Origin of the sequence: Erythrobacter sp. BLCC-B19, from assembly GCF_028621955.1 — a bacterium.
In the GTDB taxonomy this organism is placed as follows: Bacteria; Pseudomonadota; Alphaproteobacteria; order Sphingomonadales; family Sphingomonadaceae; genus Erythrobacter.
In genome coordinates this window covers 2,984,360-2,995,317 of record NZ_CP117516.1, presented here as the reverse complement: position 1 = coordinate 2,995,317, position 10,958 = coordinate 2,984,360, and the positions used below count along the sequence as shown (strand labels likewise).

The window sequence follows — 10,958 nt, the reverse complement described above, 5'->3', positions numbered from 1 at the left end:
GCGGCTCAGTTCACGATTTCGTCAGCGAGCAACCCGACGCTCAGAGCATAGTAGCTCGAGCAGTTATATTCGAGGATCGCGCGATAATTGCCCGTCAGCAGCCAGGCAGGGGCACCGGGCCCGTCGGGCTGAAAGAAGGCGACCATCACATCATCGGCAAGGCCACCTTGCGCTACCACGCCGGCCGCGCGCCATTCGGCCACAGTCATCCATCGGCTGAGCCGTTCGTGGACGCGCGGGCATACGGGCGAGACGAGCCGGGTGCGATAAGCGGCGGCATCGAACCCGGGCGCAACGCTGGCGCGCACGCCCCAGGGCTGACCGGGTCGCCATCCCGCGTCGCGGAAATAGTTGGCGATCGAGGCGAAGGTGTCTGCGCGGTTGGTGAAGATGTCCGCGCGCCCGTCCCCATCGCCATCGGTCGCAAGCCGCAGATAGACACTCGGGAGGAACTGCGGATTGCCAAAGGCGCCTGCATAGGAGCCGACCAATTGCGAGCGGTCGTAACCGCGCTCAGCAATCTTCATCAAGGCCACGAACTCGCCTGCGAACAATTCGCGGCGGCGGCCCTCCCATGCGAGCGTGGCAAGGCTTCGGGCGAGATCGAAGTCACCCTTCACCCGGCCATAGCTAGTCTCGTGCCCGAAGATCGCGACGATGATCGCTCCCGGCACACCATATTGCGCCTCGATCCGCGCGAGCAGATCGCGGTGCTGGCCATAAACGGCCCGCCCCCCGCCAATGCGCGCGGCATCGACATGGGTCGCGATATAGTTCGACATCGGCGGGTAGCCGCGCGTCGTGGCGCTGCCGGGTTGGTTGTTGTCGAGCGCAATCACCCGGGGGTTGGGCGTGAGCCCTGCGGTCATGCGGTCGAGTGTATCCTCCCGCACACCCTCGGCGCGGGCGCGGGCCTTCAAGAGTTCTAGATAGGCATCGAACGACACGCTATCGACACTCGCCTGCGCCGTCGCCGGAGCCGACGCGGGGGGCGCGCCAAGCGTGGCAAGGGCCGCAAGGGCAAGCGCAGCAGCAGGGAGAAGCCGGGGAATCATCGCGCCTTGGATGTCACACTCTGGCTGAATTCCCAACAACGGAACGGGGATGACTCACAGCGCAAGTGTGGCTAGGGGGCACTGCAAGGACAGGTGGCCGAGTGGTTTAAGGCAGCGGTCTTGAAAACCGCCGTAGGTGCAAGCCTACCGTGGGTTCGAATCCCACCCTGTCCGCCAAACAAACTTGGGGGTCGTCATGTCGCCGATTATGCTTGCAGCCGCCCTGGTTGCCGCACAGCCCGCCGAAGACACGGCTGCTCCTCAGGAAAGCGCTGCCTGGACTGAAGCGACCGCGAATCGCGCGCAGGTCAAAATCAGACCCAAATTGACCGAAGGTGATTTTCCGGTTCTGCCCGCAGCCGAAAAGGCGCTTGGGCATCATGGTGATGTCACGGTCTCCGGAATCCTGACGACCGAAGGCGTTTTGAGCGAAGCGCGGGTCTCGCAATCGAGCGGTGTTCCCGAACTTGATCGCATCGCCCTCGCAGCCGCGCAGAGCTTCCGCTTTGCGCCTGCACAGGACGCGCAAGGCAGCGTCATCCCCATCATTGCCACCATCCCGTTCAAATTTGCGGCCTATGCCGAAGGGGACGGTCTGGCAGGCGAATATCGCTGCGAACAGTTCCTGCTGGATCTTGCCTGGTGGCAATCGGCCAATCCTGACAAGCCGGTGACGGAGCATGAACTGTACAACATGATGCTCGGGCTACAGACGATTGGACTGATGAACGGGGGCAACACCGCCAAGGTGAAAAAGGGTGTAGCCCTGTTCGAGGAAAGGTGGGGTCAGGCCTTCGAGCGATGCCGCCAAAAGCCGCAGGCCCTGCTGCTGCAAGTGCTGTTCCGCTGAGTTGGGCGCCAATAAGGCTCCCTCGGCCCTGCCCTTCTGACTACCCTCGCAGCCTGCGGTTATCCGCCGGAACCATCACGCCGATAATGATGCAGCTGTCGTCGGATTCGGGTGCGGCGCGGCCGAGATCGACCGAGGCGGCGTCGATGGTGATCGTCTCGACCACCTGCCGTGTGCCGCAGTCCCCGATCGTCGAGAGCACATAGACCCCGGGCACAAGGTTGTCGAAGATGAAGCGACCGGTGCCCGGCTCGCGCCGCACCGGCCATTTGCGACCATCGGCCGAGGTCAGTTCTGCATCGTAAAGCTGGTCTTTCCAGGGGAACTTACCGGTGATCCGGTAGCGCGGTTCGGCGCTGTCGGGCGCGGTCTGGCAGGCGGCGGTTGCCAGCATGAGCGAGGCGCTGGCGGCTGCGACGAGCCGCCGCCCGGTGCTGCGGCCCGCAGGCTTGAGCTTTACCACCCCGTCCGGCGCGATCCTCGCGCGAACGCACACTTCGGTGCCGCTATCGAGCAGGGCTTCAGCCTCATCGGCCGTCATGTGTTCAAGATCGTGGATCACCGTGTCGCACGCCGCACAGTGGCGGCTGCAGCCGTGCGGTGCCATCGCCTCCCAAGGCTGGTCACAGGGCTTGGGGAAGCTCACTTTCACATCACGCATCGTGCCACTCCCCCCTTTGGCAAGTTTTAGAGCGCCCCAACCGGCATCGCCGCTGCGCTCACGGCCGCCTGGATCGCCTGCCGCTCTGCCGGCGAGAGGTCAGGGTGCCAGATGTCGAAGATCAGGATGACACGCAGCTGATCGGTCTCGTTCTTCGCCTCATGCTCGATGGTGTCGTCGAACACCCAGGCCTGCCCTCCGGCAAAGTCGCGGGTTTCGGCCCCAACCCGGAACCAGCAGCGGTTCGGAACGACCAGCGGCAGGTGGCACAGCAGGCGGAAATTGGCGACGCCGACATGGGGCGGGATGTGGGTCTTGGGGGCGAGCAGCGAGAACATCGCATTGGACGCGCACCCAGCGATATGCGGCTGCTCCATCCTGCTGAGGAATTCCATCGTCACCGGGCAGCGCGCAGCGTTGGGAGCGAGCGTTTCTCCCCGCTCGATCAGATGGATCGCCGTCCAGTCACGGTTATGGTTCAAATCGCGCCACTGGGCGAGCGGCTCGCTGGCGTTGTATTTGACATAGGGCACCAGCACCGCCTCGGGGGCGTTGGCAACCGCATCCATCTCCGCCCGGATTGCCGGGGTGAGGCCTTCGAGATCGGCCAGCCAAGGAAACGCCTCGCGATCGTGGAACTCGCGTTCGCGCAGGCCGGGCCAGCTGAAGTGGGTCGGCTCGGAATGATAGGCGCGGGTCATGCGGGCAATGTTACTGGCGAAACGCTCGACCCGGCGCCGCTCGGCCGGTGTGAGATCAGCGCCGCTTGCTTCGACCGCTTCGCCAAGCCGTCCGTTGAGCGATTGCTGATGCTGCGCCCACAAGGCTTGCCCGCGCGCGATGGTCGCCTGGAACATCGGCGGCAGCGGATCGGGCCGCGGTTGCGCGAGCGCGCGGCCATAGGCCTCGCCCGCTTCGGGATGGCCCATCGAATCAAGCAGATGCGCACGCATCAGCAGATTGACGAAATCGAGCGGGGCGAGCGCCAGCGCGCGGTCGATCGCATCCACCGCGAGCACCGGCGCGCCGGCCATCTTGCGCACCGTCGCAAGGCGCTGCCACAGCGGCAGCGAGGGCGGATCGAAACGCGCGGCTTCTTCAAGGATGTTGCGGGCCTGAACGAGGCTGCCTGCGCCAAGCGCGCGGTCAGCAGCGGCCAGGCGTTGGGCCAGATCGGGTTCGGGCAAACTCATTTCGACGAATTGCGATCATTTCCTGATGAAAGCAAGTCGTCTTGCGTGAGGCACGGTTCAGCGTTGAAAAATGCTCCGGAAAAGTCGCGTGTCAGGCCTGCGCCGATACCAACCACGCCTTGCAACCGAGCATCACGCCCTCCCCTTCGCGGTGGAAACGCGTGAACATGGCGGTAAGGTCAGCGCGGGCTGCGGCCAGAACGGCCTCGCCCTGCTCTGCAAGGATTCGCCCCGCAGCCATCGACGCGAGCGCAAAGGCAGTCGCCTCCTGCGGCGTTGCATTCGGCCCGCCGACAGGCTGTTCGCCCTCATAGGCAACCGCCTCCATCGCGCCAAAGCCCGCTTCCGTCAGGATCGCTTCGAGATAGCTCAGATCCTCGAAGGCGAAAGGCCCAGGCGCGCGCGGGACGGCGGGGGGGACGTCGACGTGGCTGCGAACCACGCCCATCATCTCCATCATCCAGGCATTGTCACGCGGGTGCGCCCACACCGCAAGGTCGATGCGTGCCCCCGGCTTGAGCCATCCGCGAAGATTGGTGAAGGCGGGCACAGGTGCCTCGAAGAACATCGATCCGAAGCGCGAGAACAGCCGGTCGAAGGGCGGTTCATCGAGCGCCGCTGTCGCCGCATCGGCACATACAAAGCGCGCGGGGCTCGCCGCTGCGGCCGCCCGCGCCTTGGCCTGCGCGATCAGCATGGGCGCAATGTCGAGCCCGAGCGCCGCGCCATTCGGCCCCACCGCTTCGGCAATCGCCAGCGTCGTCGCGCCGCCACCGCACCCCAAGTCGAGCACGCGCTCGCCCTTTGCGTAATCCGCCCGCGCGAGCAGCGCCGCACCGATGGGGGCGATCATGCCCTCGAAGCGGTCGAGGCTGGCAAGCCAGCGCTCACCCATCTCCCCGGCCCAATCCTCGCCCTTCAGCGCTTCGGGTGCAGATTGGGTCATGGGAGATCTCCTGTCATCAGAAATGCAGCGCCCGCCCGTAGGCATCGAGCACGCTCTCGTGCATCATTTCCGAAAGGGTCGGGTGCGGGAAGACGGTCTGCATGAGCTCCGCCTCGGTGGTCTCGAGCGTCTTGCCGACGGTGTAGCCCTGGATCAGCTCGGTCACTTCCGCGCCGACCATGTGCGCCCCGAGGAGTTCTCCGGTCTTCGCGTCAAACACGGTCTTGATGAAACCTTCGGCCTCGCCCAGCGCGATGGCCTTGCCGTTGCCGATGAAGGGGAAGTTGCCGACCTTGACCTCGTAGCCTGCCTCTTTCGCCTTGGCTTCGGTGAGGCCGACCGAGGCGATCTGCGGGTGGCAATAGGTGCAGCCCGGAATGTTGTTGCGGTTCAAGGGGTGCGGGTGGACGTCGGTGTTGCCGAGTTCCTTGGCGATCGCTTCGGCGGCAGTCACGCCCTCGTGGCTCGCCTTGTGCGCCAGCCACGGCCCCGGGGTGCAGTCGCCGATCGCCCACAGTCCCTTGGACTTGGTGCGGCCATAGGGGTCGATCTGGATGAAGCCGCGCTCCATCTCGACAAGCTTGTCGAGGCCGATGCTTTCGGTATTGGGCACGATCCCGATGGCGACGATCACATGGGTGAAGTCGCTTTCGGCAACCTTGCCGTCCTTCGCCTTGATATTGGCCTTGATGCCTGTGTCGGACACCGTGATGCCTTCGACCCCGGCGCCGGTCATGATGGTGATGCCCTGCTTCTTGAGGCTCTTCTCAAGGAAGGTCGAAACATCCGCATCCTCCACCGGCACGATCCGGTCGAGCATTTCCACCACCGTCACCTCGCTGCCGAGATCGTTGTAGAAGCTGGCGAATTCGATCCCGATCGCGCCCGATCCGATCACGAGCAGCTTTTCGGGAAGCTCTACCGGGGTCATGGCGTGGCGATAGGTCCACACGCGCTTGCCATCCGCCTTGGCGAAAGGAAGGTCTCGCGCGCGCGCGCCGGTGGCGACGATGATGTGCTTGGCGGTGAGCTGTTCCTCGCCTTTCTCGCTCTTGACCGTCAGGCTGGTTGCACCGGTCAGCGTGCCCTCGCCCATGTGCACCGCGATCTTGTTCTTCTTCATCAGGTGCGTGACGCCCTGATTGAGCTGCTTGGCCACCCCGCGGCTGCGCTTGACGATGGCGGCAAGGTCGGCCTCGATCTGGCCAGCCACCTTGAGGCCATAATCGCCCGCGTGGTTCATGTAGTGGAAGATCTCGGCCGAGCGCAGCATCGCCTTGGTCGGGATGCAGCCCCAGTTGAGGCAGATGCCGCCCAGGTTCTCGCGCTCGACGATGGCGGTCTTGAGCCCAAGCTGCGCGCAGCGGATCGCCGCGACATAGCCGCCGGGGCCGGAACCGAGCACGATCACGTCATATTCAGTAGCCATTGTCAGTCATCCTTGGGGAGGAGGAGTTGGGGATTGGCGAGCAGCGCGCGCGGGCGCCCATCCTCGCCGATCAGGACGAATTTGAAGGTGCCGCGCGCGACGGTCTGCGTCGCCTCGCCATTGCGCTCGCGGGCGGTGGCCTCGGCAGCGATGGTGAGCGAGGTGGTGCCGGTGGCGAGGACGTCGCAATAGACGCTGAGCTCGTCCCCCACCGCCATCGCGCCGGGGAAGGCGAAGTCGCTCGCGGCAACAACCACGGCCTTGCCCTGCCCCACGCGGCTTGCGAGCGACCCTGCGCCCAATGCCATCTGCGCCATCAGCCACCCGCCGAACACCCCGCCATAGGGGTTGGTGTCGGCGGGCATGGCTGTTGCCCGGATTGTCAGTTCGCCCGCAGGCATAGTGCTAGACCACCAGCCCCATCGGGTTCTCGACCAGCTGCTTGAGCGCTTCCATCAGCTGCGCGCCGTCGGCGCCGTCGATGGCGCGGTGGTCGAAGCTGCCCGAGGCGTGGAGCACGGTTGCGACTTCGATCGCACCGTTCACCACATAGGGCTGCTGCTGCCCCGCCCCGACCGCGAGGATCATGCTCTGGGGCGGGTTGATCACCGCGTCGAACTGCTTGATCCCGAACATCCCAAGGTTGGAGAGGCTCGCCGTGCCGCCCTGGTATTCGTGCGGCATCAGCTTGCCGTCGCGCGCCTTGCCCGCCAGCGTCTTCATCTCGGTCGAGATCGCGGCGAGGCCTTTGGTGTCGGCATTGGTAATCACCGGGGTGATCAGACCCGAGGGCGCGGCAACCGCCACCGAAATGTCGGCGCGGCTATAGCGGCGCAGCGTGTCGCCGTGGAAGCTGACATTGCACTGCGGCACCCGCATCAGCGCACGGGCGAGCGCCTTGATGAGGAGGTCGTTGACCGACAGCTTCACCCCGTCGGGCTCCAGCGACTTGTTGAGCTGGCTGCGCAGCTCCAGCAGCGGGTCGAGGCGGATGTCGATGGTGAGGTAGAAGTGCGGGACGGTCTGCTTGCTCTCGGTCAGGCGGCGGGCAATGACCTTGCGCACGCCCGAGAGTTTTTCCTCGGCAAAGGGCGCGCCGCCTTCGATGGCGGGGGCCGGAGCAGGCGTTGCAGCAGGTGCAGGCGCGCTCGCTGCGGCAGCCGGGGCGGCGGCGGGTGCTGCGGCGCTCGGCGTGAAGTTCTCGACATCTTCCTTCACGATCCGGCCATTGGGACCGGTGCCCTTGACCTGAGCGAGTTCGATCCCCTTGTCCGCCGCGATCCGCTTGGCGAGCGGGGAGGCGATGATGCGCTCGCCCGAGGCGGCAGGCGCAGCCGGGGCGGCGGCCGCCTGAGCGGGCGCAGGCGGCGGAGCGACCGGTGCGCCGCCGCCCTTGGCAATCGCAGCCTCGACATCTTCCTTGGTGATCTTGCCCTTGGGGCCGGTGCCGGTCAGGCTGGCCAGATCGATGCCGTTGGCCTCAGCGAGCTTGCGTGCCGTCGGGGTCGCGGCCGGGCCATCTGCGGCAGGCGCTTCGGCAGCAGGAGCGGCGGGCGCGGGCGCGGGCGCGGCGTCCTCGCCTTCGACCGCGAGCCGCGCGATCACCGCGCCGACCTTCACGCCTTCCGTGCCTTCTTCGATCAGGATCTCGGCGATCACGCCTTCATCGACCGCTTCGAACTCCATCGTCGCCTTGTCGGTCTCGATCTCGGCCATCACGTCGCCGGAGCTCACCGTATCTCCCACCTTGACCAGCCACTTGGCGAGCGTGCCCTCTTCCATGGTGGGCGACAAAGCCGGCATCTTGATGTCGAGGGCCATGATCCGTTGAAACTCCCGTAATCGATCCTTGGCGGCTTCTCTGGCCAATTCCCTAGCGGCGGGCAAGGCCCAGAATGGTCAATCGGCGGGCGGGACTTGCCAATCCATACGAATGCATTGATACCCCGCGGCTCTAACGGGGCTGAGACGATGCGCACATTTCTGGTCATCATCGACGAGAGCGAGGAGGCAACTGCCGCGCTGCGCTATGCCGCGCGCCGGGCGGTGAAGGTGGGGGGCGCGGTGCACCTGCTCGCGCTTGTGCCGCAGCAGAACTTCAGCGCGTTCGGCGCGGTGCAGGCCACCATCGAGGCCGAGGCACGCGACCGGGCCGAGATGCTCGCGCATGGCGTGGCGGGCAATCTGCTTGCCGAAAGCGGGATCATGCCGACGATTTCGGTCAAGATCGGTCAAGGCCAGAAGATCGTCAGCGAGTTCCTTGCCGAACATAGCGAGGTTGCAGCCCTCGTGCTGGGGGCAGCAAAGGGCGCTGGCCCCGGGCCGCTGGTGACGCACTTTTCGGCGGCGGCCGGGACGCTTCCCTGCCCGCTTTACATCATCCCCGCCGATTACGACGAAACCGCAAGCGACCACGCCGCCTGAGGCTTACTTCTTGCGGCCTTGATGGCGGATGTTGCCGGGCCGCCCGCGCTTGCCGACCATGAACTTTCCTGCCTTTTTCGGCGGAGTGCCTTGACCGCCCCCACCGCGCCTGCGGTCATCGGGACGGTTGCCGCGCGGTTCGATGGCGCGAGCATCGGCATCGGGCAGAACGAACTTCAATGCCCCGGTCAGCGGATTGGCCTCGGCCAGCTTGAGCTTCAGCCGATCACCGCTGGCGTAGGTCGTCCCGCTGTCGCTGCCGATAAGCGCGTGGGCGGCTTCGTCATGGCGGAAATACTCACCCCCCAGCGTCGAGATCGGCACCAGCCCATCCCCGCCGAGGCCAACAATGGTGGCAAAGAAGCCGAAGGCCTGCACGCCGGTAATGCGCGTGTCGAACACCTCGCCCACGCGCCCTGAAAGCCAGGCTGCGACATAGCGGTCGATGGTGTCGCGTTCGGCCTCCATCGCGCGGCGCTCGGTCTGGCTGATCGCGTCGCTGATCTGCTGCAAGCTGGCGCGGTCGCGATCCGACAGGCCCGAGGTCGCGGGGATCGATCCCGGCGGGGCGGGTTGCTCCAGCTTGTAGGCATCGACCAGCGCGCGGTGCACCAAGAGGTCGGAATAGCGGCGGATCGGCGAGGTGAAGTGGGCGTAGGAGCCGAGGCTGAGGCCGAAATGCCCGGCATTGGCAGGGCCGTAATAGGCCTGGGTCTGGCTGCGCAGCACCGCCTCCATGACGAGCGCCTTTTCGGCCTCGTCGGAGATATCCTTGAGCATCCGGTTGAACAGGCCCGGCGTCACCACTTGCCCCAGCGCCAGCTTCTTGCCCATCGTGGCGAGATAATCGCGCAAGGCAATCAGCTTCTCGCGGCTCGGCGGTTCGTGGATGCGATAGACCACCGGCGCGGTCTTGGCCTCGAGCGCCTTGGCGGCGGCGACATTGGCGGCGATCATGAAATCCTCGACCACCCGGTGCGCATCGAGCCGCTCGCGAATGGCGATCGAGGCGATGCGACCTTGCTCATCAAGCACCACGCGCCGCTCGGGCAGTTCGAGTTCGAGCGGATCGCGGGCATCGCGCGCTGCGGCGAGCGCCTTCCATGCGGCCCACAGGTTGGCGAGGTATTCGGGCGGATTGCCAGCGTCGACCGCCTTCTGCGCGTCTTCATAGGCGATGTTGTGCGCGATCCGCACCAGCGCGCGGGTGAAGCGGAAGCTGCTGACTTTGCCATCGGCATTGATGTGAAGATGGCAGGCCATCGCCGCGCGATCCTCGCCCTCCTTCAAGGAGCACACATCGGCCGACAGAACCTCAGGCAGCATCGGCACCACCCGGTCAGGGAAATAGACCGAATTGCCGCGCTTCCTCGCCTCGCGGTCGAGCGCGGAGCCGGGGCGGACGTAGAACGACACGTCGGCAATCGCGACCAGCGCGTTGAACCCGCCCTGCCCGTCCGGCTCGGCCCAGATCGCATCGTCATGGTCGCGCGCGTCGGCGGGGTCGATGGCGACGATGGGCAGATGGCGCAGGTCTTCGCGCGCCTTGTCCGACAGCTTCAGCTTGGCGGCGCGGGGGGCTTCGTCCAGCACCTCTTCGGGGAAGATGTGCGGGATGCCGTGCTTGGCAATCGCGATCATGCTGAAAGAGCGAGGGGCGAGAGGATCGCCGATCACTTCCACCACCTTCACGCCTGCGCGTTCGGAGCGCCCCACACGCTCGGCGATCACCAGCTGTCCTGCCTCGGCCTCGCCGCGGTCGGCAATCGGGGTGGACTGGCGCACGCGCTTGTCGACCGGGGCGAGCCACGCCTTGCCGGTCTTGTCGATCTCGACAATCCCCATCAGCCCTTCGGTGCGCGCGGGGAGCTTTTTCATGACATGGGCGCGCCAGCCCGTCTCGGTCTCCTCGGTGCGGGCGAGCACGCGGTCGCCGCGCTTCAAGGCCGGCGGGCGCTTCACGCCGGGCTTGGGACGCGGTTCGCGGATGGTGAGGCGTGGCGGCTTGCCCGGAGCCTCGGGGTCCCAATTGTCGGGCTCGGCGATCAGATCGCCATCATCGACATCGACGATCCTGAGCGTCGTCACCTTGGGCACGCCGCCCATGCGGTGGAAGGCGCTTTTCGATCCGTCGATCAGCCCTTCCTCGGCCATGTCCTTGAGCAGCGCCTTAAGCTTGATCTTCTCCTGGCCCTTGAGCCCGAAGGCCTTGGCAATCTCGCGTTTGCCGGCGGGAATGCTGGAGGACTGGATGAAGTCGAGCACCTGAGCGGGCGTCGGAAAGCCCTGCGGCAGCTTGGGAGGTTTTGGCATGACCCCCCTTAGCCGTTCAGGCTGAGCTTGTCGAAGCCCTGCCTTTCCCTTTTATACCGTGCCTTGGAGAGACACGGCCCTTCGCCA

General features: G+C 65.8%; 10 protein-coding genes and 1 tRNA gene. 3 read left to right on the top strand and 8 right to left on the bottom strand.

Annotated elements, in window-relative coordinates:
• Positions 1–5: 5 nt before the first annotated feature.
• Positions 6–1,055, bottom strand: a complete 1,050-nt coding sequence (locus tag PS060_RS14090) for a lytic murein transglycosylase (protein WP_273984016.1) — start codon at positions 1,053–1,055, stop codon at positions 6–8.
• 87 nt (positions 1,056–1,142) lie between these two features.
• Between PS060_RS14090 and PS060_RS14085 the strand changes: the two genes are divergently transcribed.
• Positions 1,143–1,232: transfer RNA gene (locus tag PS060_RS14085), tRNA-Ser, on the top strand.
• The gene (locus PS060_RS14080; protein WP_273984014.1) at positions 1,192–1,905 is read left to right on the top strand and encodes an energy transducer TonB; all 714 of its coding nucleotides are present in this window, start codon (positions 1,192–1,194) and stop codon (positions 1,903–1,905) included. The genes PS060_RS14085 and PS060_RS14080 overlap by 41 nt, the downstream gene beginning before the upstream one ends.
• Positions 1,906–1,945: 40 nt before the next feature.
• Here PS060_RS14080 and PS060_RS14075 read toward each other — a convergent pair whose 3' ends face one another.
• The 6 genes from PS060_RS14075 to PS060_RS14050 all read right to left on the bottom strand — a co-directional run bounded on the left by PS060_RS14075 (position 1,946) and on the right by PS060_RS14050 (position 7,955).
• Positions 1,946–2,566 (bottom strand): hypothetical protein, encoded by a 621-nt coding sequence (locus PS060_RS14075; RefSeq protein WP_273984012.1) that lies wholly within the window; start codon positions 2,564–2,566, stop codon positions 1,946–1,948.
• A 26-nt stretch (positions 2,567–2,592) separates the two neighbouring features.
• Entirely contained in the window at positions 2,593–3,759 is a 1,167-nt protein-coding gene (locus PS060_RS14070; RefSeq protein WP_273984010.1) for an aspartyl/asparaginyl beta-hydroxylase domain-containing protein, read from the bottom strand.
• A gap of 91 nt (positions 3,760–3,850) precedes the next feature.
• Positions 3,851–4,705: a class I SAM-dependent methyltransferase gene (locus PS060_RS14065; RefSeq protein ID WP_273984009.1), complete on the bottom strand. Its 855-nt coding sequence runs from the start codon at positions 4,703–4,705 to the stop codon at positions 3,851–3,853.
• 16 nt (positions 4,706–4,721) lie between these two features.
• The gene (gene lpdA / locus PS060_RS14060) at positions 4,722–6,134 is read right to left on the bottom strand and encodes a dihydrolipoyl dehydrogenase (RefSeq protein ID WP_273984008.1); all 1,413 of its coding nucleotides are present in this window, start codon (positions 6,132–6,134) and stop codon (positions 4,722–4,724) included.
• A 2-nt stretch (positions 6,135–6,136) separates the two neighbouring features.
• On the bottom strand, positions 6,137–6,499 hold the full coding sequence (locus tag PS060_RS14055; protein WP_273984007.1) for an acyl-CoA thioesterase: 363 nt from the start codon (positions 6,497–6,499) through the stop codon (positions 6,137–6,139).
• Positions 6,500–6,539: 40 nt separating this feature from the next.
• Positions 6,540–7,955, bottom strand: coding sequence for a 2-oxo acid dehydrogenase subunit E2 (locus PS060_RS14050; RefSeq protein ID WP_273984006.1), 1,416 nt, complete (start codon positions 7,953–7,955; stop codon positions 6,540–6,542).
• A 150-nt stretch (positions 7,956–8,105) separates the two neighbouring features.
• Between PS060_RS14050 and PS060_RS14045 the strand changes: the two genes are divergently transcribed.
• Positions 8,106–8,558: a universal stress protein gene (locus tag PS060_RS14045; protein ID WP_273984004.1), complete on the top strand. Its 453-nt coding sequence runs from the start codon at positions 8,106–8,108 to the stop codon at positions 8,556–8,558.
• Positions 8,559–8,561: 3 nt separating this feature from the next.
• Here the strand turns inward: PS060_RS14045 and rnr are convergent, their stop codons facing one another.
• Positions 8,562–10,871, bottom strand: a complete 2,310-nt coding sequence (rnr, locus tag PS060_RS14040) for a ribonuclease R (protein WP_273984002.1) — start codon at positions 10,869–10,871, stop codon at positions 8,562–8,564.
• Between the last annotated feature and the right edge of the window lie 87 nt (positions 10,872–10,958).

Bases quoted from the DNA above. Each gene is read 5' to 3' on its own strand.
- PS060_RS14090 (WP_273984016.1), bottom strand. From the start codon at position 1,055: ATGATTCCCCGGCTTCTCCCTGCTGCTGCGCTTGCCCTTGCGGCCCTT.
- PS060_RS14075 (WP_273984012.1), bottom strand. From the start codon at position 2,566: ATGCGTGATGTGAAAGTGAGCTTCCCCAAGCCCTGTGACCAGCCTTGG.
- PS060_RS14070 (WP_273984010.1), bottom strand. From the start codon at position 3,759: ATGAGTTTGCCCGAACCCGATCTGGCCCAACGCCTGGCCGCTGCTGAC.
- PS060_RS14065 (WP_273984009.1), bottom strand. From the start codon at position 4,705: ATGACCCAATCTGCACCCGAAGCGCTGAAGGGCGAGGATTGGGCCGGG.
- lpdA (WP_273984008.1), bottom strand. From the start codon at position 6,134: ATGGCTACTGAATATGACGTGATCGTGCTCGGTTCCGGCCCCGGCGGC.
- PS060_RS14055 (WP_273984007.1), bottom strand. From the start codon at position 6,499: ATGCCCGCCGACACCAACCCCTATGGCGGGGTGTTCGGCGGGTGGCTG.
- PS060_RS14050 (WP_273984006.1), bottom strand. From the start codon at position 7,955: ATGGCCCTCGACATCAAGATGCCGGCTTTGTCGCCCACCATGGAAGAG.
- PS060_RS14045 (WP_273984004.1), top strand. From the start codon at position 8,106: ATGCGCACATTTCTGGTCATCATCGACGAGAGCGAGGAGGCAACTGCC.
- rnr (WP_273984002.1), bottom strand. From the start codon at position 10,871: ATGCCAAAACCTCCCAAGCTGCCGCAGGGCTTTCCGACGCCCGCTCAG.